Annotated in this window: 18 protein-coding genes, 1 tRNA gene and 1 pseudogene; 9 read left to right on the forward strand and 11 right to left on the reverse strand. The window is 57.5% G+C overall.

Going from position 1 to position 20,354, the window contains the following annotated elements; translation table 11 throughout:
• Positions 1-36: 36 nt before the first annotated feature.
• The 5 genes from LIW51_RS06285 to LIW51_RS06305 all read left to right on the forward strand — a co-directional run bounded on the left by LIW51_RS06285 (position 37) and on the right by LIW51_RS06305 (position 4,893).
• Entirely contained in the window at positions 37-174 is a 138-nt protein-coding gene (locus tag LIW51_RS06285; protein WP_227376353.1) for a hypothetical protein, read from the forward strand.
• 456 nt (positions 175-630) lie between these two features.
• Entirely contained in the window at positions 631-921 is a 291-nt protein-coding gene (gene ddfA, locus LIW51_RS06290; RefSeq protein WP_227376354.1) for a DdfA family disk-determining factor, read from the forward strand.
• 596 nt (positions 922-1,517) lie between these two features.
• Positions 1,518-2,018 carry a hypothetical protein gene (locus LIW51_RS06295; RefSeq protein WP_227376355.1) on the forward strand — a complete coding sequence of 167 codons (501 nt, stop codon included), beginning with the start codon at positions 1,518-1,520 and terminating at the stop codon, positions 2,016-2,018.
• A 263-nt stretch (positions 2,019-2,281) separates the two neighbouring features.
• Positions 2,282-3,145 carry a phytanoyl-CoA dioxygenase family protein gene (locus tag LIW51_RS06300; protein WP_227376356.1) on the forward strand — a complete coding sequence of 288 codons (864 nt, stop codon included), beginning with the start codon at positions 2,282-2,284 and terminating at the stop codon, positions 3,143-3,145.
• 839 nt (positions 3,146-3,984) lie between these two features.
• Positions 3,985-4,893, forward strand: a complete 909-nt coding sequence (locus LIW51_RS06305; protein WP_227376357.1) for a class I SAM-dependent methyltransferase — start codon at positions 3,985-3,987, stop codon at positions 4,891-4,893.
• Between the two features lie 394 nt (positions 4,894-5,287).
• On the opposite strand, the gene LIW51_RS06310 is transcribed toward LIW51_RS06305, so the two are convergent.
• Positions 5,288-5,770 carry a toxin-antitoxin system TumE family protein gene (locus LIW51_RS06310; RefSeq protein WP_227376358.1) on the reverse strand — a complete coding sequence of 161 codons (483 nt, stop codon included), beginning with the start codon at positions 5,768-5,770 and terminating at the stop codon, positions 5,288-5,290.
• Between the two features lie 3 nt (positions 5,771-5,773).
• Positions 5,774-6,364 (reverse strand): DUF7342 family protein, encoded by a 591-nt coding sequence (locus LIW51_RS06315; RefSeq protein ID WP_227376359.1) that lies wholly within the window; start codon positions 6,362-6,364, stop codon positions 5,774-5,776.
• Between the two features lie 1,023 nt (positions 6,365-7,387).
• Here LIW51_RS06315 and LIW51_RS06320 point away from each other — a divergent pair.
• Entirely contained in the window at positions 7,388-8,197 is an 810-nt protein-coding gene (locus tag LIW51_RS06320) for an aldo/keto reductase (RefSeq protein WP_227376360.1), read from the forward strand.
• Positions 8,198-8,529: 332 nt separating this feature from the next.
• On the opposite strand, the gene LIW51_RS06325 is transcribed toward LIW51_RS06320, so the two are convergent.
• From LIW51_RS06325 to LIW51_RS06335, 3 genes are all read right to left on the reverse strand, one after another.
• Positions 8,530-12,189, reverse strand: a complete 3,660-nt coding sequence (locus LIW51_RS06325; protein WP_227376361.1) for a hypothetical protein — start codon at positions 12,187-12,189, stop codon at positions 8,530-8,532.
• A gap of 81 nt (positions 12,190-12,270) precedes the next feature.
• A tRNA-Thr gene (locus LIW51_RS06330) sits at positions 12,271-12,345 on the reverse strand.
• 68 nt (positions 12,346-12,413) lie between these two features.
• Positions 12,414-13,394, reverse strand: a complete 981-nt coding sequence (locus LIW51_RS06335; protein WP_227376362.1) for a class I SAM-dependent methyltransferase — start codon at positions 13,392-13,394, stop codon at positions 12,414-12,416.
• Positions 13,395-13,475: 81 nt separating this feature from the next.
• Here LIW51_RS06335 and dph5 point away from each other — a divergent pair, with 81 nt between their 5' ends.
• Entirely contained in the window at positions 13,476-14,297 is an 822-nt protein-coding gene (gene dph5 / locus LIW51_RS06340) for a diphthine synthase (protein WP_227376363.1), read from the forward strand.
• A 153-nt stretch (positions 14,298-14,450) separates the two neighbouring features.
• On the opposite strand, the gene LIW51_RS06345 is transcribed toward dph5, so the two are convergent.
• The 5 genes from LIW51_RS06345 to LIW51_RS06365 all read right to left on the reverse strand — a co-directional run bounded on the left by LIW51_RS06345 (position 14,451) and on the right by LIW51_RS06365 (position 16,926).
• On the reverse strand, positions 14,451-15,602 hold the full coding sequence (locus tag LIW51_RS06345) for a putative type IV secretion/conjugal transfer ATPase (protein WP_227376364.1): 1,152 nt from the start codon (positions 15,600-15,602) through the stop codon (positions 14,451-14,453).
• A complete protein-coding gene (locus LIW51_RS06350; protein ID WP_227376365.1) occupies positions 15,599-16,126 on the reverse strand; it encodes a hypothetical protein in 528 nt (175 codons plus the stop codon). Before LIW51_RS06350 ends, LIW51_RS06345 begins: the two co-directional genes overlap by 4 nt.
• Positions 16,117-16,422 carry a TrbL/VirB6 family protein gene (locus LIW51_RS06355; RefSeq protein ID WP_227376366.1) on the reverse strand — a complete coding sequence of 102 codons (306 nt, stop codon included), beginning with the start codon at positions 16,420-16,422 and terminating at the stop codon, positions 16,117-16,119. The genes LIW51_RS06350 and LIW51_RS06355 overlap by 10 nt, the downstream gene beginning before the upstream one ends.
• Before the next feature lie 112 nt (positions 16,423-16,534).
• Positions 16,535-16,702 (reverse strand): hypothetical protein, encoded by a 168-nt coding sequence (locus LIW51_RS06360; RefSeq protein WP_227376367.1) that lies wholly within the window; start codon positions 16,700-16,702, stop codon positions 16,535-16,537.
• Between the two features lie 14 nt (positions 16,703-16,716).
• Positions 16,717-16,926, reverse strand: coding sequence for a hypothetical protein (locus LIW51_RS06365; protein ID WP_227376368.1), 210 nt, complete (start codon positions 16,924-16,926; stop codon positions 16,717-16,719).
• A gap of 36 nt (positions 16,927-16,962) precedes the next feature.
• On the opposite strand from LIW51_RS06365, the gene LIW51_RS06370 reads away from it, so the two are divergent.
• Positions 16,963-17,193 (forward strand): hypothetical protein, encoded by a 231-nt coding sequence (locus LIW51_RS06370; RefSeq protein WP_227376369.1) that lies wholly within the window; start codon positions 16,963-16,965, stop codon positions 17,191-17,193.
• A 215-nt stretch (positions 17,194-17,408) separates the two neighbouring features.
• Here the strand turns inward: LIW51_RS06370 and LIW51_RS06375 are convergent.
• A pseudogene (locus tag LIW51_RS06375) lies at positions 17,409-18,305 on the reverse strand (DUF955 domain-containing protein).
• A gap of 345 nt (positions 18,306-18,650) precedes the next feature.
• On the opposite strand from LIW51_RS06375, the gene LIW51_RS06380 reads away from it, so the two are divergent.
• Positions 18,651-20,309 (forward strand): acetate--CoA ligase, encoded by a 1,659-nt coding sequence (locus tag LIW51_RS06380; protein WP_227376370.1) that lies wholly within the window; start codon positions 18,651-18,653, stop codon positions 20,307-20,309.
• The last annotated feature ends 45 nt before the right edge of the window (positions 20,310-20,354 follow it).

The following is a 20,354-nucleotide window of genomic DNA, read 5'->3' on the forward strand; positions in this document are numbered from 1 at the left end:
GCCTGCCTGTGAATGAAAAGTAGCAGGCAAAGAGGTATGCCACGCAAATCCTACCCAGGATTATCCGTGGCGCTCATCACCGCCGGCGCGACTATCGTCGCCAGTCAACAACAGGTTGGCTGGCTACTCGTCACTGCTGAGCTGTGGTGGGCAAAACGGGATCGGGCTGAGTGACGTCGGTTCCAAGGAAGCACTAAACCCGATTACCTCGTATTTGTTTACGACGCCGACCAGCGTGTGGTCGACAAGTGAGCCTACAGTAGAGAGGTTCATCAGTTTTTCGTCGGATCGTTGGATCACAACGATCGAAGTATGGGGAGGGTATGGTACCGTTCGGCTGACGCACGGAAGGTGTGTGACCGAACTGTGGCCTCCCCACTGTGCGGTGTGTGCTCTATCCACATGAATTCTTGGAGACACTGCTCTCTTCTATACTAAGCGTCAGTCGTTCCCTCCGTGACGATAGAGCGTGTCGATTGAGCAACTGGTTGGCGTCGTGTATACGTAATCGTCGGGGTGTCTTGCCCTCTCTCGAATAGATTTATTTCTATCCTATATAGAATGATTTATCAGAGGGGTTATTACGGTTAGCCCAGTAGCGGACAGCGACGTAGTGAGAAGATAACGCACATGGAATCAGAGAACAACTCACGCCGAACCGGCGGAACACGACCAGGGTGGCACAACGACCAATCACTTGCGACAGCCATTGTGGAGCGAGTCACTGCGCAGGAGGATAGCTTAGGTGACGATCTCAAGCCACTCTATGAGTCTATCGATCCCGATGCACTCAATGCACTCTTTGCTCCCTGCACTGATGGAAGTGACCGACCCGGTGGACAGGTCACGTTTACCTATGCTGGATATGAAGTAACGGTTACCAGTAATTACGGAATTGAAATCAATCCACTCGACAGATAAAGCGAGTAGTGCCGTCGACTCAACTACTCCTCATCGGTTTCTTCAGTCTCAAACGTAATCGCGACCGGTCGCAGCGATTATCACTGAATACATTCATGAGTTCGTCATCAATATCGTCGATCTGTCCGTTGATGGAGAAGGCGATTTGATCCCCCTCAGTTGAAATCCCCACGTCGGTTAGTACAAGATCATCCCCGTCCTGAAGTCGCACCGTGTACTCCATAAGGAAGATAGTTTACCATCGTCTCTTCTCTCTGTCGGTGGCTGTCTTCGAAGCGCTGGTGAGTGACCGTCCAGTCCGTATGGGTATTCTTGTGGAGGAAGTCGAGAGAGCTGTCGGAACGGGCGGTACACCCCTCGATAATTTCTGACGTTCGATGGCTCGCGCATCGATTACAGCGGCACTCCCGGGGCAGTTCTACTTCCGCTTAGTAAATTATGCGGCAGTACCAAAGACACCACCGCTTCCAGTGTAAAACGCCGATACAAGCCTTCTAACGTACGTTATTGGCCCTTTGGATATCTACAAATTGCATGCCGCTACATTAAACTCGTCGTGCGGAAGATGAGACTACACCGGCTATAGCGTCCCCAGAATGCACGATTTTAGCCAATCCACCCTTCTGCAAGCGCTTCAAACTGAACCTCAGAAGCCGTTTCTAACATTGAACAAAGTTTACGAAGCAGCACTCGCAATCTTTGTGCCTGTCCGAGATGGTCAAGAGAAAATGCCGGTATTCGCCGAAAATACGCAGGATTTCCCAGAACAATGGCTGAGTACTTATCTCGACCAAGCAAAGGAAACAGTTCGCTATGGCATGTACGGTGGCGATCGAGACGCTCCCTTCTTAGGTGGACTTGAAGGAACGACAACGGCCTACTCAGAAGCTATTTCTGGTATCCTCGGATCCGGCAACGATCCCGCTCAGGCATTGGTCGACATGGCTAACAAAGTTCGCGATGGCGTCAACAAAAAAATGGATTATAAGCTCTCGAGGAATAACAAGAAGCCCACACTGGAGAACGTCCCCGAGTTCGCTCAGCCGTGGATAAATGGCGACGGTGATACACCAAAAATCTGGAATCCTTACGAGTAACAAGTCTTCTCGAATCTACTTCGCAGCTACACTGAATCAGTCATTTGTTTCTGTCGGTAAGCTTGAGTTGTCTTTAACTGGCAGAGTAATCAAATTTGTCATCGTGAATAAATATATTATACATGGTGGGCACTGAAGTATCAGAACGGTTCTATCGAATCGAGTATAAGATTAATCTCGATCTAAATTCGTAATGAAAACCAATTATATATGATTAATTACTAATACATATCATTTTGAAGATGGACGTGTAATAGAAATTGATGTCCGTTACAGTCACTGATGACGAAATTGAGCAGTTCAGAAACAAGGGATATCTAGTGATCGAGGACGCATTCGATGAAGATGAGGTCGCGAAAATGCGGGCAGCAGCCGATCAAGTACTCGAACTAATGGTCAACTCTTCGCTTGCGAATGAGCGTACGAGTGGACGCTTAGCGCTCGTCGAACATGAGGATGGATCACAGATGATCAAGAAGATCCAGCCTGTCAACGATCTCTCCCTCGTGTTTTCCGAAATTGCCCTCGATGATCGGCTGACAGAGCGAATTAGCGAATTCATGGACGATCAACCACGCCTGATGGAGGAAAAACTGAACTACAAGCAACCCCTCCCCGAACCGATCGAAGGACTAGATACAAATCGTCCCTCCGAGGCGTGGCCCATTCACAGTGACTGGGCGTACTTCCGTGCTCAAGACTATCCGAAGAGCGTTGTCTCTTCGGCGATCGCGCTCGACGATCTCACTGCGAAGAACGGTACGATGCGTTTCTGGCCAGGTACCAATGACGAGTTCATCGAACACGAACGAACAGACAACGGTCTTGAGGTGCCACCCGAACATGTTGACGACGATGCTGCGGAGCTGCTGGAGGCACCAGCTGGCTCACTCATCTTATTCAATTCAGTCGTCTGGCATGACTCCTCACCAAACGAAACTGACGATCCTCGCCGACTGCTGATTTATAGCCACTACCCGGCAAGCGCAGGTCAGGAGCGCGGAATCGTCGAAGATGAGCGAAATGCACCTACCCGACGCCGCGAGAGTCCCTACGAGTGGCGCTATCAAGAACTGAAGGACGACGGCGAATTCGAGGACCGCTTCCAGGCGCCCGATACCGCTTAGCGATTCCCTCACAGCAAAGAGTTGGGGGGCGTCCAAATATTCATAAATAAAATATAATTATCATCAGTTCTGTAGATGTCAGCTTATATGATTACCGGCACGTAAATTAACGCTCAAAAGAATCTATTCAACTGTCATGACTGTACCCCCTACAAATGAGGAGATACAGACGTTCCACGATCGAGGGTATCTCATCCTTCAGGAGACACACCGTCGACAGCTGGTGGGCAATGGCAAATGTTGTCCGGTCATCGAGACTCTCCTTAATTAGAAGCTCGGTCCGATTGTCAACGTGGGAGGTCGCCTCGTCTAGCAGGAGGATTGCTAAATCGGTCAGTACGGAACTGCTTCAGATCAACCCTCAAACAGTCTTTCTTGCCTCACTAACGACTACTTCGATTGTTTCCCGAGATTACTGCCAGTGTTGCTACTCAACAAATCGGCGTTCGTCCGGAGTGAGCAGTTTTCTACCCGATTTCGGTCTGCCTTTTCAGCAGCGTGAGTGTGTTGTCGGCCATCACGATCGGCGAGTGCTCGTACTCGCCAGCCATAGCGGCTTGTATGAACAAGATAAAAATATGAGAGGCGAAATGACTAAGTATTGACCAACGGATCTCTGAATATGGTATCCGTTTCCTATCTCATGCGGTGGCTGACTTTCTGGGAAGCGGACAGTGCCAGTAACGCGGTTTTCCGAGCGTCACTCGGCTGATCGGGTGCGGGCGCTCCCTTCGCTTCTTTGGCTTGCACTACGTGCTGAGTACCTCATAACCCACAAACCATGATACAAACTACCGACGCGATCGAAGTATCGGCACATTGTTTGAAAGAGATCACGAATGACTGACAATCACCACGACAGAGAAGGTCAAACAGCAGATAGTGATCACCGCTACCTGGAAATCCATCCCGAGCGGTACTATGACGATCTGCACGAAGATGAATGGGAACGACTCAACTCGGGAGCAAAAGCCCGTTTGGAGTTCGAAAATACCGTCGACTATTTAGAGTCACATCTCCCCGATAAGGGGCACATTCTCGATGCTGGTGGCGCTGCTGGCAGGTACGCTATCTGGCTGGCAGAGCGGGGATACAACGTGACCCTCACAGATATCAGCAATGCACAACTCGATCTCGCTCGGAAGAAGGTTGCTGAACATGGCGTCGCTGAACAGGTAACCGTCAAGTATGGCGATATTCGGGATCTACCCTTTGACGAGAGAAGATTTGATGCAGTGTGCTGTCTCGGTGGCCCGCTTTCGCACGTTATCGATCCGGCAGAGCGACAGCGTGCTGTCCGTGAACTGTCCCGTGTTGGCACCGTGGATGCCCCTGTTTTCGTCTCCGTGATGGGCTTCATCGCGGTTGTCGAGCGGATGATGCAGGTCGCACCAGAATTCGAGCAAGGTGTTCGTCAACTCCCTGATCTCCTGGACTCACAGACGTATTCGGCCGATCTCCTTGCTGCGACTGATTGCGAGGGTCCAACGTTCGTCGAGTGCCATTTCTTCCGGGCAGATGAACTTCGACAACTCCTCTCAAAGAATGGGTTCTCTGTCGTGGCAGTCGCAGGGCTGGAGGGTGTTGCATCAAACTTCGAGCAGCCACTTGAGGATGCTTCCGACGAGGCACTTACATACATCCGTGAGATTGTCCGGGAGCCCTCCTTTCGGGAAGACCCGACTGTAGCAGATATATCAAATCATATCTTGGCAGTCGCCTACGCAACCGAGGATAGTCAACCATAAGACTGGATAGCAGATCAGAGAAACTGGAAATCTCGATTTTTCTTTACAGACTGAAGATGAGTCTCCAGAGCTACAAATGGCTATAAGTTCGCAGGAATGCTGAGCGGCTATTTCGACTGTTGAAGGGCGTGTTACGAAAACAACAAACGATGCACCTATTATGCATTGAGTGCGCCAGTCTCAACTTCTGAGCGACCGTGAGAAGATGAGACTACAGCCAGTATAGCAGCCGCAAAATGTACGATTTCGACTGATTCACCGATCTGCAACCACTTCACACTGGAGTTCGAAAGCCGGTCTATTAGTAATTTAATTTATTTACAATTTGATGCCATTTGAGCTAAAGCAGTGGGTTACCCAAAAATGAAGCCTAGTTGATAGCTCCCTGTACTTCCTATGGTGGATTACTCGCGGCGTTCAGTGGCTCGTAGGAGTCTGTATGATAGGCAACACGCCATAGTTTGAGAACAGCACGAGTGACGAGTGCTTCGACAGACTGCTTGATGCAGGACTCTTCAATGTCGTCAGGATCAGAGGTGGCGTCAGGAGGTGGGTGATAGTGTTCATGACCAGGGACATGGATGTAGTCACCGTCGTGCGGATGTTTGCCCCAGCGGAAGTTCACGCCGTCAGGATCCGTGTAGTGGAATTTGTAGTCTGCTTGGGTCGTCCACTGAACGTCAATCCGGGCGGATTCGGCATTACAGAGTCCGTCGTCGAGCGGGACTTCCAGAACCGTCGGATTGAGGTAGTCATCTAGCGATGGCGCTGCGAGCGGCTCTTCTCTCTCGATGATGTCACGAATCGTGAGGAGTGCTGACCGGTCGATCGGCCCTCGGAGCGAGTGAGACTCGTCTGTCTCATTTCTCTTCACCATCGGTTAGACGCGGACACTACCGTCAATTGTTCGTGAGTCACCGTCAACGAACCGTTCGGCGTTCGCAATCGAGAGTGCAGCGTTTGCGAATGCGAGATTTCGGCGCGTTGTCTGCCAGTCCTGGAGCGTTTCAGCGTCGATATCGGACTGGTCGGAGTCAGTCTCGGAGAGAATTTGATTTGTCTGCTCGATGGTCATCTCCTCGGGTGAGTCGACGCCGTATTCTGCCCGGTAGTCGGTGAGCCGATCACGCATCTCCGCGATGCGTGTGACGAGCTCGTCGGTCGAGACGTGTTCGAGGATGTCGGCGGCCTGCTCAACGACGAGCGACTCCGGCGACCGCTGATAGGTCGTCCCACCGTGTTCCCCCGTTGTGGTACCGACGAACCCCTCGTCGGCGAGTGCGTTCAGATGTTTCCGTGCCGTCTTCGGTGAGGTTCGCGCGTCTTCAGCGACAGTATCAGCCGACACGGGCGAGTAAGTGTGGGCGATAACGTGACGAACGCGCTCGTAGGGAGTTGTCTCCGACTCCCACTCTTCGCTAACCACCTCGTTAATGTCCTCGAATTCGTCCGGTGAAGTTGTGTCGGTCATGTCTTCACCAACGAGATAGAGGAGTATAGTTCTTTGGCAAAGCAGTATTCTACTTCTCGTTTGTGTGAGTTCAACGCGTATGCATTGAGCGCGCCGGTCGCAACTTCTGAGCAACGCTGAAGTTGAGACTACAGCTGGTTTAGCGGGGCTGTAATGCGTGGTCTCGGGCGAATCAGTGAGCGGGAGCTGCCTCATCTCGGCTCTTAATCGCGCTCTCCAGTCGTACTACCAACCACATCAATCAATTTCTGAGACTTCCGATAGCGTTGCCACTTAGAAATCCGCGCTATTCCGGATTAAGCGCCGTACTGCCCGATTTTTGTAGAACCTATATTACTTCGTCGAGAGCCAGGAGGTCTTCTTCAGAGACAGTACCCGCAGGGTCGAAATAGGCAACGAATACATCGCAGCCCTTGTTGAAACAGAGGCCATGTTCGAACTCAATCTAGTTAGACGAAAGTGATTCCGCAAAACCAGTGAGCGGAAGGGAAGGGGAACGGATGATGAATTCGGCAATAATCGTCATGGGACGGGTATTCGGTGCGAACACAGTTGATTTGCTTGCTTCTTAGAACGCTCAGAGCCGTATTGGCCACGATGTGCACGATTCCTGTAGGTGTTTTGCCAACACGATAGTGATCGAGTCACAGACTAGTTCTCTACGAACCTCATCGTAACCAGACCCACGCGAGCCGAGGCTGTGGCCGGCTCTCTCCACCCCCGAGACAGCCGTCGAACAGCGAGCTTGCGCCGAGTGCGAGGAGGGCACGCCGCTTCACACGGGCAGTCGCCAGCGAACCATAATGGTGGCGAACGATCAACCGGTCGTACTGCTGTGGTTACTACCTCTCTGCAGCAGCCCCGCAGGAACATCTCAACGATCGCGGGGTACCAGATTCAGACATGGACGGTCTCCTGCGATCGGCGACGGTCGCTCTCGGCATGCACTGGCTCGCGAGAATCCGGGTGCACCGAGCAAGCCGTGGCGTATCTTCTTGCAACTGGCCGCCGAAGCAACGGCGTATGGAATACGTAACTACCCAGGGTGTGGACGTCCCAGCGCTGGGCTTCGGGACGTACCCGATGAGAGGCGAGACGTGTCAAACCGCCGTCCACCAGGCGTTGGAAACCGGGTACCGGCACGTCGACACGGCCCAGATGTACAATAACGAGCGGGCAGTGGGCCAGGCAATTGCGGCTGCCGACGTGCCGCGCGACGATATCCTCCTCGTGACGAAGATCCTCCGCCAGAACCTTGCGCACGATGACGTCCTCGAGTCCGTCGAGGAAAGCCACGAGCGATTGGCCACCGACATCGATCTGCTATTGATTCACTCCCCGAGTCGTACCATCCCGATCGAGGAGTCGATTGCGGCGATGAACGACCTCCAGGAGCAGGGAACAGTCCGGCACATCGGGGTCAGCAACTTTTCTGTCGGCCAACTGCAGGACGCAATCGCGGCCTCCGACACCCCGATTCTCACCAATCAGGTGGAGTATCACCCGTTCAAGGAGCAGGCCGACCTGCTCGAGTTCTGCATCGAAAACGAAGTTATGCTGACCGCCTACAGTCCTCTCGCGGAAGGCCGGGTCATTGGCAATGACCGCCTCAAGGGGATCGGCGCTCGATACGGGAAAACCGAAGCCCAGGTCGCGTTGCGGTGGCTCCTCCAGCAAGACCAGGTCTCAGCAATCCCGAAGTCATCGAGCCCCGCACATATCCAGGCGAACTTCAACGTTTTCGACTTCGAACTCACAGACGAGGAGATGACGCAGATCTTCGATCTCCAGGGCGGGCTTCTCACCAGGCTCCAAACCGCACTTGGTCTCTGACCCAGCACCGGTGTGGCGCTGGGTCACCGGCAGGACGACGCAGTGATTCGGGCTCCTACCTGTTTGATCCTATTCCCAAATCCGTCCACCGTGCCTTCGAGGCAGCAGCCCCGCCGAAACCAAGCACCGACTGCGGAGTCCAGCAGGCCGGCTGATGCGAGCTGAGTTGGGAACGGGTGTAACGACGGACGCTTCACTCATGCATTGAGAGTAGCAGTTTCAGGTTCTGATTTCGTTGATAGGTTCGGAGGATGGCATAATACGTGCCAGTTGCAACAAGGCACTTTATGTTGTGACTCTTGGAAGCCGCTACCTTGTCCAATCGACCCGTCTTAATCGGTGTCATCGGGCGGGCGATCGCCTCCATTCGCAGTAGTTCGGTGAGGGGTCGACACTTCAACTGGTGTATGGCCGATCGACCCGTCGGCTTCGTCGGTACGGTTCGTAAACTCCCACGTATAGAGACTACTACGTGCCAGTTGACGAACTTCGGTGTCGTCGAGATCCGTGATGTCAACGGTTCCTAATTCCACCTCGCCGTGCTTGCTAAGGCGGTGTACCCCATCGTCACGCCACACAACCCGGCGGCCGTCCTCGGTGTCCTGCTCGCGAGCGAGAACACCGCGCTCGCGGAGATTTTCTAAGTGGTTGAACACCTGTTGACGGGAGAGGTCGACGGCCGGGTGGTCGACGACCTCGGCGGTCGTCGCCGTAGTGAGGTCCTCGAGGGCACAGACGACGTCCCGCATCCCGTCGCTCCAGGTAGTCACTACGCGTCCCTCGCCGGCAAGGGGTACCCACTCGGGGAGGGTATCGGTGTGTACGTAGACGACGGCGCCGTTTCCGTCGCGACCGAACCGCATGGCCGCCTGGAGGGTATCGTGCTCGCGCATATGCTGAAGGACGTCGTCGCCGATCCCGCTGTATGAGAGGCCGGCACCTTTCTCCTCGCCTCGGTTGACCGCCTCGCCGGCGTAGGCGCCCCACTTCTTGATATAGTGGTCGCCGTAGTGGTTCGACCCTATCACGGCGCCGAGCCGAGTGTCGTCGAACTCGTTACTCCCGAGGACGTTCCCGTAGTGTTTCGTCTCGGCGACGTACTCAAGGACACCCTCGCTGTCGTATTCATACTCTGCGGTCGACGTCGTAATTACCGACGCCCGCTCGCCGTGTTTCTCGGCGATAGCCTCGAGGAGGGCGGCGTCCTGCTCGGTGTTGACGTGGTCAGCCGAGTTGTAGGGTTTCACGTACTCAGTGGTCCGAACGAGATTGAGATTTAGAGCGTCACGGACGTACTCGGCGCGCTCCTTGCCCTGGAGCACCGATCGGTGGTTCAGTCGTCCGCCGAGGGCGAGCTCCCACATTCGTTTCGTCGGCGTCCCGTCGAGGGCGACGACACCGCTGGCGTACTCGAGCGCCGGCGCCTGGAGGACGGATACCCCGCCTCGCGCGCGGTCGAACACACCGAGACCGACGTCCCCGAGGTCGGCGCGTTCAAATCCGTTCCCGAGATCGTCGCTTGCGAGGAGCGTAAACACCGCGAGGGGCGCGGCGGCGTGTGCGCTCGTGTCGTCGAATACATGGGTTTCGTCGGGTTCGACATCGTGCTCGTCGAACCACAGCAGAGCGTCGGCACGTCGGCGTTCGTCTTCGCGGTTCTCAAGGAGGTCGGTGTAGTCGTCGAACGGGACGCCGTCGGTCGTCTCGAGCCAATACGATATGGCGCCCTGAAGCTCCGGTCCGAGGAGCGTTTCGTAGGCGTCGGGGAACTCGTCGAATACGACTGTCCGACCAGCGGCGACTTTCGCCTTGTGAGCGTGATTGTAGTGGCCGATGAGGACGTCGTACTCGTCGGGGTCGAAATCCCATTTCGAGGCGTAGGGGCACCGCTGACCCTCATGCTCCTGGCACGGGAGCGGGCGGTCGAGGACGTACTCGGCCGCCTTGTGAATCTCCTTCGGCGTCGCGCCTCGGTTGTACCACCCGTTGACGGTGTCGGCCCACTCATAGCCGTGCTCGCCGTTCGCCGTCTCACAGTCGCGGGTGAAACTCGGAAGGGTGTAATAGTCGAGGCCGTGCTCGTCGCACCACTCCCGGAATTGCTCGTACTGTTCTTTGTGTCCTCGGCCGGTGAGCACCGTCACTTGCTCGCCAGTGTCGGCGGCGGCTTTCACGGCGCCGTAGGACTTGCCCATCGTCGGGAGGGCTTCGACGAGCACCCGGTCGCCCGAGATGTAGGCGTCGGTGATAGCGTCGACCGTGCGCTCGCGGGCGTCCTCGACGGTGAGGGTCGCGTCATCCCGCTCGGCGGCGTGTTTCCAGTCCCACCCGCTCGCGGCCGTGGTGAGGTCGCGAACGGCGGCCGGGAGGACGGCCGTGTGCTCGCGCTCGCCGGCCGATATTTCGCCTCGGCCAGGGTCGGCGTCGTACTCGTCGCGAACCGACGCGAGGGCGCCGTTGTACGCCTGGCAGGGGAGTTTCCACCCGTCGACGAGGTCCTCGGTGTCAGCGAGGCCGTGCTCGCGAGCGACGTACTGGAGCGCTCGGTGAGGTATCGGGTCGTCTTCGGGGATGACCCCCTCCCGTTTCGCGTATCGCCAGGCCGCGAACACCTCGGCGTCCTCGAGTCGACCGTTCGGTGAGGCCGGCCGTCGCTCGCCGGCGTCGACGAGGAGGTACGTGAGGGCATTGTACGCGGCTTTGTACTTGTGGTCGTATGCGACACCGTGCTCCTTGAGGAGGACAAAATAGTTCTCACTCTCGCCGTGGTGGCCGAGCGGGTTCGGCCCTCGGTAATCCCACGAGATGCCGGTGACGTCCTGAATCCCGAGGTCGAAAAGCGCGGAGTGGTCGCCGTCGGTGTCGACCGCGTCGGTAGTAATCGTGCTCGCCTCGGCGCTCTTGAGGGCGACGTCCTTCGCGGTGTCGCGGTCATACGCCGGGTGTTGGTCGACGGGTTTCGCACTCGCGAGGAGTGGCGTGAGGTCGTCGCTCCAGCCGTGGAGGTAGTCGTCGAGGTCGACTTTGTCGAGGCCGCGGCGCGGTAAGTCGGCGACTCTCGCCTCGAGGCCGTGGTCCGACAGGTACGCGGCCGTTCGAACGGCACCTTTGACGCCGTCGCCGAATTGCTGGAGGGTGAGCCGGTCGCGGTCGTCAACATCACTCGTCGGCCGCTCGGCGTCCTGGATCAGGTACGCCCGGTCGACATCCCGCTCAGCGAGTGCCTCGAGGAGATCCTCGCGGTCGCTCGTTTTGAATTGAACCGTCACTGGCGAGAGGCAGGGATACCCGGCCTCATGCGCGGTGATCGCGTCGGCGATCCCTTCGGTAATAAGGACGGGCTCATCCTCGCGAATCGTATCGAGCCCGTAAATTGGCTCCTCGACTGTAACGTCCGTGCGCGTTACCTGGAGTTTGTCGTACTTGTTGCCCTTCCAGTCCGCCGGGTGTACTGGATCGGTCGCTCGAGAGATCGCGAACACCAACTGGCCGTCGGCGTCGGTGTACGGGAAGACGTACCGGCCGCTCCAGGTCGCGTATAGGTTCCCGTCGTCACGTTCGCCGAATAGCCCCGTCGAGAGGATCGCCTCGCGGTTGTGCCCTTGGTCGAACAGGTAGCTAATCAGCTCGTGTTTGTAGTTCGCCGGCGCGTACCCGAGGATCTTTTCGTCGATCGTCGCTGCATTCCACCCCCGCCCATCGAGATAGTAGTCGCGAGGCGTGTCATAGGCGACATCTTCGGGAAGTTCTCGATCCAGTTGCCGGTGGAACCATTTCAGAGCGTCAACGAGGGCGTCGTTATTCTCGACCGTTGACCCCGACGTATCCGCCTCAAGTGTAAGGTTATCGTCCTGAGAATCGTCCTCTACCGTGGTATTTTCGCCGTTCGAGGCGTGTTCAGGACAGGTGGCCGGCGACGTCGTTGGATCGACCGCCCTGCAAGAACAATTGGGGTGGTCGCATTGTCGCGCTGACGGAACGCCATCAGTCACGCCGACCACCCCCCGAGAAGCTGCCAGCTATTTAGTTGGGATACCCCCTTTTTACCGTGGGATTGTAAACAAAATCTTGTAAGCCGGTGGAGGGATTTGAACCCTCGGCCTATTCCTTACGAAGGAATCGCTCTAGCCAGTCTGAGCTACACCGGCGCGGTGTCGCTAACTGCACTCGAATATACAACGCACTGGAAGCATAAGGGTTGCGGAATCGCCGCGGGCTAGCGGGTTAGTCGCACGTCGAGACAGACGTTCAACTCGTGGGGCGCGTACGACCGCACGATCCGGCGCGTCTCGACCGAAACGTCGTACTCCGACTCCGCGGCGGCGCGGATGGCGCGCTCGCCAGGGCCGAAGTGGTCGTCCTCGTGCTGGATATCGTAGTAGTGGATGACACAGTTGTCGCCCGCGAGCGCGACCGCGGCGTCGAGGAACTCGTCGGCGCTGTGCGGGAGGTTCATCACGAGGCGGTCGGCCCAGTTCTCGTACTCCGGCGCGACGTCCCGGACATCCCCGCGGATGGCCGTCACCCGGTCGTCGACCCCGTTTCGGCGCGCGTTCTCGCGGAGATACTCGACGGCAACCTCGTTCACGTCCACGCCGACGACGCGCGCCCCGCGCTTCGCGAAGGGGATGACGAACGGGCCGACGCCCGCGAACATGTCGAACGCCCGCTCGTCCGCGTCGACCTGCTCGGCGACGCGGTGGCGCTCGGTGGCGAGGCGGGGGGAGAAGTACACCCGGGCAACGTCGAGGGCGAACTCGCAGCCGTACTCGCGGTGGACGGTCGTCGTTCGCTCGCCCGCGAGCACGTCCCAGTCGCGGACTCGGGTTTCGCCTTTCACCTTTGACGCCCGGTTCAGCACCGTCTCCACCGGGAGCGCGGAGTCGACGATGGCGTCGGCGACGAGTCGTGCGCGCTCGGGGTCGTCCTCGTCGACGAGGACGATATCGCCCAGTCGCTCGTAGCTCGGGTCGAATCCGAGCAGGTCGGCGGGGGTGTCCTGCGTCGTGCGAGCGGGGACGTCGCGTTCCACGACCGGTAATCCGTCGGGAACCGCGTCGGCGTCGGTCACGGGGACGTAGAGCCAGTCGTCTTCGACCACGATCTCGAGGTCGTCGGCCACGAGGTTCGCCTCCGCGAGTTCGCGGCGCGTCGCCTCGCCGCGTTCACGTTCGACGCGCACGCAGGGCGCTTCCATACCGTTCTCTTGCCGGAAGCGAGCGTTAACCCTGACGCTTCGGGTCGGGGCGCTTAAGCGTCCCACCTCCCAAGGGCGGATATGCTCACCTTCATCGGTCTCGGCCTGTACAACGAGCGTTCCGTCACCGTCGAAGGCCGCGACGCGATCGCGGACGCGGATCGCGTGTTCGCCGAGTTCTACACCAGCAAACTCGTCGGCGCGGACGTCGCCGACCTCGAACGGTTCCACGACAAGCCCATCGAGGTGCGAGACCGCGTCGGCGTCGAACAAGACCCCGAGGACATCCTCGCTGCCGCCGAGTCGGGCCGCGTCGCGTTCCTCACCGCGGGCGACACCATGATATCGACCACCCACGTCGACCTCCGACTGCGCGCCGAGGAGCGAGGTATCGACACCAGGATCGTCCACGCTCCGACCGCCGAATCGGCGGCGAGCGGTCTCACCGGCCTTCAGAACTACCGCTTCGGGAAGGCCACGACGCTCCCGTTCGACTACGCCCACGGCGCGGACGGCCTCCCGGCCAGCGTCACGGACGTGCTGGACGACAACCGCGACCGCGGCCTCCACACCCTCGTCTACCTCGATATCAAGGTCGGATGGACGCCGACCAGGAATCGCGGTTCCGGGAGTTCCGACGAGGGACGCCGCGACGAGTACATGACCGCGGACGTGGCGAGCGAGATGCTCGCCGAGGGGTACGAGGACATCTTGGCGGTCGTGGTCGCACGCGCCGGAAGTCCGACCCCGCGGGTCGAAGCCGACCGCCTGTCGGAACTCACGGGGCGGGACTTCGGCGACCCGCTCCACCTGCTCGTCGTTCCAGGCGACCTGCACCACATCGAAGCGGACGCCCTCGAATCGCTCGCGGGCGCGCCGCGCGAACTGCTCAGCGTCGAATAGAATCTAGTGACTATCGTAAATACCTTATAAAACCCCTAAATCAAGCCTGAGGCGTTGCTTCGTACTTCTGAAGACGCTATTCATCGAACCGTGTCAAGCCAAACGATATCATTTGTCACCGGACGAGTGAGGATGGACACAGACGTGCAGAACTCACGGTGCCGGATCCACGATCACCATCTCTTCGGCGAGTCCGGTCACCTTCACCGGGAACTGTCCCTCGTCCTCGACACAGACGAGCGCGTGACTGTAGCCTCGTTCTCGGGTTCCTGGCTTCGCCTGTCGGAGGAAATCGGCTTCCCACTCGTTCAACCCGAGTTGTTGTCGATGGTCGTCCGACAATCCCGGTAGTCGCTGGAGGATTTTGATCGACGATTCCTTTGCCAACACCTCTGCTTTCTCGTGGACGAAGAAGTCGCTCAACTCCTGCGTGACGAGATGGATGCTCAAGTCGTGATGACGCGAGTGGCGATACGCACGCTCCAGCCAATCGAGCGATCCCGCGTTCTGCATCAAATAGTGGGCTTCGTCGATGACGAGGATGACGCGCTTGATCGTCTGTTTTGCTCGCTCGTAGACGGTATCGAAGAGCAGTTGCATCATCTGGGCGATCTCGCGATCTGCTTCCCCCTGTTGGAGATCGAGATACGTAATCTTCGCATCGCGGAGGTCGATATCCGACTGTCCAGCAAGATTCGCGTACTCACCGTCGCCCATAAACGGTCGCATCCCGATTCGGAGATCCGCCGCTCGGTCTTCCCATTTCTCGAGTTCGTCCTGCGTCGGTGCGGTCTCGTCCTCGCCGCCGAGGAACGAACTTGCGTCCTCGGCCATCTGCCCGAGGATGTGGAACACATCTTGGACGGTCGGGCTCGTGTTCCCGTGTGTCGTCGGATCGCGGGTGATTCCGCGCCATTCGTACGCCTCTTGGACTGCCCGCTCGAGGACGGCTCGTGCGTTCGTATCGAGTCCTGCTCCGCTCGAATCGACGTGCGCGAAGTACGTCTCGAAAAAACCCATCACGCTCGACAGTCGCTGTGCATACGGATCGAGATCGTCCGTCGTTTCGAGGATGTAGGCCGGCGTCTCCTTGATTTCCAACGGATTCAGTTGACGCGTCCCGCCGACGACAATCTGGTCGGCGTCGAGGGCGTCCGCGAGGGAGCGAAACCTTCCAGTGGGTCGATCATGATGAGAATCACTTCGGAATCGGTTGCGATTTCGCGGAGACTCAGCAGTTTCGCGGTGACGGATTTTCCGGAACCGATCTCCGCGGCCGCAAGGACGTTGCAGCCGTTCGGTCATTGCCACCGGTCGACGACGACCGGTGCGTTCGTCGTCGCGTGATAGCCATATTGGACGCCGGTCTCCTCAATAACCGTCCGCGTCGAGAACGGAAACGCCGCACCGAGTGCCCAGCCGAGCATCGGCGTCCGAGCGCTAGGGAGTTCCCGACTGACTGCGTCGTCGGCCACCGGGCTCCCGCTGATGAGACCCTTCGTTTGGATGTAATCGACTGATTTCACCGTCAGCTGGCGTTTCGCCAGCCCCATCGAGACGCGTTGACACGTCTGTTCGACTGCGCGTTGCGTTGCACCGCGGACGGTGATGTACGTCGCAACGTCAAACACCGACTGCGAGCCGTCGGTGAGCTGCGTGAGGATCTCCTTGTGTTCCTTAATCCGCCGGTTGGTGAGACGAATGGACGGGTCGCCGTTTTTCTCCTTGCCGAGTCGCACCGTCTGGAGATCACGGATCGCGTCCTCGAACTCTGTGATACCACGCTCCGTTGGTCGTGGGCTCGCGTGAATCGAAAGGATCAGATCCACGACCCGATGAAAAAGAGCGGGAACCAGCCTTTGAGTCGTAGGCTCCGTGCTCGCTGAGCGGACACCGTCCCCGAGGGCAGGAAGACGCTCATTCGGAGCAACACCATCGAGAGCGCACACACGAGTAGGCCAGCGGGAAGACCGAGCGTGAGCCACTGATCGTAGACCGTATCCATCGGGGCGTTCGTCGGTCGGTCAACGAGTTCCATCGCGCCGTTCCGTTTCGGGACGGGGCGACTGACGAGGAACTCGACGGCCCACTCCGCGGTACTGCGTGCGAAATCAAGGAACTTCATGGCGATTTCCTTCAGCGCACTGAGGAAGCCGTTACAGAGCCAATTGCTGACCACACCCATCCCGGTGCAGGTGCCGTTGAATGCGGCAGTGCCGTTCGACAGACTCCTCGAATTATTCGTCCACGTATCGGTCGTGGTCGTACTCTGATTCGTCTCGGGAGTGGCCGGTGGTGTCGGAGTAGTCTGTGCATGGCTGACCGTACTCCCCCCCGGTGAGAGTCCCCACTACGACGACGGTGAGCAGACTGACCGCGACCGAGCGTGACCGAATCGTCGTCATCCGTCCTCCGAAGATCAGATGAACGGGACGATGTCCACACAGCCGGCGATGTCGACGCCCGTCGACCGGATGAGTAGGTCGAGCACGACTGCGAATAGCGGCGTCGTCACCGTCGCATACGCAGCGCGATTACGCCAACCCTTGATGGCTTCGACCGACTGTGGCTTCTTGGGGAACGCGGACGCATTGTGGAAGACGTACGCGAGTATCGCAGAGGCGATCATGGTAATTCCGACGAACAATGGGCGGCGAAGTTGACCGTGTCCGCGAGCGCCGTTCCACAGATATCGGAGCCGACGTTCTGCTGCGCCGCAACGGTGGTTGAAATCCCGAGGAGAAACGCGTTAGCAGTCACTCCTCAGATGATTGCCATCCGCATATCGTTCCGGGAGAACGATGGAAAACCAGTCGTCCAGCTGTTCTCGGCGTTCGGAGTTGAGGGCTTCTCTTGCATGGGGCTCCTCCTCCTCACCCGGCATTTCCCGTACTGACCGCCGACACCCGACGGCACTGCGTATTAGGGCGGTACTTGGGCGATAGTATTACTCTCCAATTCTATGACTCAAATATATATTGAGAAAACAAAATCATAATCAAGAAGTAATCACTATGTTCTCAGTTTAAAGAGCAGAAACTGTGAAATTACTCTTTCAGCCGGTTGACTTCGAGTAGGACTAATTTTCGAATTCGCTACGTATCGTGCCACCTACTTTGAAATCAACCCTCGTTCGTCCATTGCGTGGTGGTGTTCGGCGGCCGCGATGATGGTCGTCGCCGTCCGATTGATGCGCGACAGCCGATTCTGCAGTGTATCGACATCGTCCTCCTGCCAAACCACGAGATAAAAGCGTGAGTTCTCGGTGTCCAACCCGAAATACCGACTGACGAGATACGCGACGCTTTCGGCTTCCACCTCACGAGCAGCGCGTTCAGTGTCGTCGTGGGAAGGATCATGGAGTTTGGCGTGTGCGTATTCGTGTGCTAGCGTGTGAGCGACCATCGCTCGGTGCTGGTCTTTCACGCAGATCTGTGGTCGAGGCGTTTCGGGTCGAAACTAACAGACGCCGTTCGCGCTACCGTGTCGCCAGTTCTCTGACGAAACGAGCGTCGCGCGAACATCGAGCGTCGGTGCTGCGCCGAGAAGCGCGGGGACGAGCCGCGTTGCATCGCCATGGACACTCGTTTCGAGTTCCGGGAGTGGCTCGCCCTCCGTCTGTGCGATATCGAACACCGGCACCGGGCGAAAGCCGACGACGCCCTTCGTCCACTCGATCGGCGGTGTCTCATCGTACGAGCAGGAAGATGACGCACAGTAGGTCGGGCTGTTCCCACAGTCGGGACATTGCCGAGCGACGATAGGTGCCCAGATCCAGATGGCCGATTCACCCTTCTTCACCTGGCGGTCGAACTTCGTCTGCCACGTTCGATAGCCCGCGACCTTCGTCGCGTCCAGGCGTTGGATTCGGATGAGGATCGTGTTCCGAATCGAATAGTCGTGGAACTGGCTCTGCGTGTCGAGCCACTGCTGGAACTCCTCGCTCGCGGCGGCAGTGTCCGTCTGATCTTGGAACTCGGTGAGCCACTCTTCGAACACGTCGTGCATTTCATCCGGTCGGTCGTCGGGTCTGCTGTCGTTTTGGACATGGGTAGTCGGGCACTCGGAATTTGGAGAGCGCTTCGCCCCTTAGGGCGCAGAAAAACTTGTTTCGTCGCAACCCAGAAACAAGAAGGATATCCACGTGCCATAAATTGTAAATAAAGTGGTCATCGACGAAATCGTGCCTCTCATCGATTTCTGTGCTGAATTGGAAACCGACATCGACTGTTTTGTGGCTGCGATCAAGAGACCATCCTGAGCAGAATCGTGGCACGATTCTGCTGCGAGTTTCCCGTTAAAGCCTGTTCTGACCGTGTGGTTCTATAATACATGCATTTGAATAGTATATTTATGACCTGGCATATAAATCTCAATTACGATACATACGAGCAGGCACGTGAGGAGTTCGCTTGGAACCTCCCTGACGATTATAATATCGCATGGGATTGCCTGCGGAAACACGACGACCTCGACCGGCCGGCGCTCTACCAAGCCTACCCCGACAACCGTCGAGAGACATACACCTTCCGGGATCTGGATGAGCTCTCAAACCAAGTCGCTCATGCGCTCAGAGAGCACGGAGTTGAGCGTGGCGACCGTGTCGCAGTCGTGGTGCCACAGAAGCCGGCGAACCCGCTGACACACCTTGCCTGTTGGAAACTGGGTGCGGTATCGGTACCGCTGTCGGTGCTATTCGGGCCGGACGCACTTCAGTATCGTCTCAATGACAGCGGGTCACGTATTGTCGTGGCTGACGAGTCGATGCTCGAGACGGTTCGGGAGGTTTGTGATGACTGTCCAGATTTGGAATATATTGTCGCTGTTGACGCTGAAGAGCCATTCGAAGACGTTGAATCGTTTGATGCCCTACATGAGGATCAGCCGAGGACGTTCGATATCGAAGACACTGACGAGGATACACCGGCGATTATTCTGTATACCAGTGGATCAACCGGCCCGCCGAAGGGCGTCCTGCATACACACGGGCTCTGGTGTGGGCACTGCGCAGCCTTCTATATGTACTTCGAGCAAGATATCTTCGACTCGGTGTACTGGACACCGGCTGACTGGGCGTGGATCGGCGCACTGGGCGACTTGCTGTTTCCGGCATGGCACTACGGGCAGCCCATCGTCGGCTACCCGATGGAAGGATTCAACACCGAAACGGCCTTCGACCTCTGCGAGGAGTTCGACGTAACTAACACATTCCTCCCACCGACGGCCATTCGGATGATGAGGAATGTCGCGGATCCAACTAAGCAGTATGACCTCTCGTTGAAGACTATCTGCTCGGGTGGGGAGCCGTTGACGCCCGAAATCCTCGACTGGGCTGCCAAACAGTTGGAAGGTGTCACAGTAAACGAACTCTACGGGCAGACAGAGGCGAACTTACTGGTGACGAACTGCCGGAAGTGGTTCCCGGCACAGGCCGGCAGTATGGGTAAGCCTGTACCTGGGCACGAGGTGGCAATCGTCGACCAAGAGACCAGCGAGCGACTGCCGGACGACGAAATAGGCATGATCGCGATCCGCCATAGCGACGATCCGGTCATCTTTCAGGAGTACTGGAACGAACCGGAGAAAACCGAAGCCGCACGTGTAGACGCGGCCGACGGTGGGGAGCCGTGGCACCTGACTGAAGACCTGGGCTACCGTGACGAGGACGGGTACTTCTGGTTCAAGACACGAGACGATGACATAATCATCACATCGGGCTACCGGGTCGGCCCTGGTGAGGTCGAGAGTGCTATCCTCGAACATTCCGACGTTGAGCAGGTCGGTGTCGTGGGCATTCCTGACAAGACCCGCGGCGAGATAATCAAAGCATTTGTCCAGCCCGTCAGCGATGCCACCGGCGACGATGGGCTCTCCGAGGAGATACAGAAACTGGTCAAAGACCAGCTTGCGAAATACGAGTACCCTCGCGAAATCGAGTTCGTCGACGAACTGCCGACCACGACGACTGGGAAGATTCAACGGCGAAAACTACGTGACCGCGAGACAGAGTGAGAAGCCAAACGCTGAAGACTATCGCTTGTATCGCAATCGACTTCT

It is taken from the genome of Haladaptatus halobius (assembly GCF_020618475.1).
In the GTDB taxonomy this organism is placed as follows: domain Archaea; phylum Halobacteriota; class Halobacteria; order Halobacteriales; family Haladaptataceae; genus Haladaptatus; species Haladaptatus halobius.

Bases quoted from the DNA above. Each gene is read 5' to 3' on its own strand.
- LIW51_RS06310 (WP_227376358.1), bottom strand. From the start codon at position 5,770: ATGGTGAAGAGAAATGAGACAGACGAGTCTCACTCGCTCCGAGGGCCG.
- ddfA (WP_227376354.1), top strand. From the start codon at position 631: ATGGAATCAGAGAACAACTCACGCCGAACCGGCGGAACACGACCAGGG.
- LIW51_RS06315 (WP_227376359.1), bottom strand. From the start codon at position 6,364: ATGACCGACACAACTTCACCGGACGAATTCGAGGACATTAACGAGGTG.
- LIW51_RS06305 (WP_227376357.1), top strand. From the start codon at position 3,985: ATGACTGACAATCACCACGACAGAGAAGGTCAAACAGCAGATAGTGAT.
- LIW51_RS06300 (WP_227376356.1), top strand. From the start codon at position 2,282: ATGTCCGTTACAGTCACTGATGACGAAATTGAGCAGTTCAGAAACAAG.
- LIW51_RS06355 (WP_227376366.1), bottom strand. From the start codon at position 16,422: ATGAAGTTCCTTGATTTCGCACGCAGTACCGCGGAGTGGGCCGTCGAG.
- LIW51_RS06285 (WP_227376353.1), top strand. From the start codon at position 37: ATGCCACGCAAATCCTACCCAGGATTATCCGTGGCGCTCATCACCGCC.
- LIW51_RS06365 (WP_227376368.1), bottom strand. From the start codon at position 16,926: ATGATCGCCTCTGCGATACTCGCGTACGTCTTCCACAATGCGTCCGCG.
- LIW51_RS06320 (WP_227376360.1), top strand. From the start codon at position 7,388: ATGGAATACGTAACTACCCAGGGTGTGGACGTCCCAGCGCTGGGCTTC.
- dph5 (WP_227376363.1), top strand. From the start codon at position 13,476: ATGCTCACCTTCATCGGTCTCGGCCTGTACAACGAGCGTTCCGTCACC.
- LIW51_RS06295 (WP_227376355.1), top strand. From the start codon at position 1,518: ATGCACGATTTTAGCCAATCCACCCTTCTGCAAGCGCTTCAAACTGAA.
- LIW51_RS06360 (WP_227376367.1), bottom strand. From the start codon at position 16,702: ATGACGACGATTCGGTCACGCTCGGTCGCGGTCAGTCTGCTCACCGTC.
- LIW51_RS06335 (WP_227376362.1), bottom strand. From the start codon at position 13,394: ATGGAAGCGCCCTGCGTGCGCGTCGAACGTGAACGCGGCGAGGCGACG.
- LIW51_RS06345 (WP_227376364.1), bottom strand. From the start codon at position 15,602: ATGACCGAACGGCTGCAACGTCCTTGCGGCCGCGGAGATCGGTTCCGG.
- LIW51_RS06380 (WP_227376370.1), top strand. From the start codon at position 18,651: ATGACCTGGCATATAAATCTCAATTACGATACATACGAGCAGGCACGT.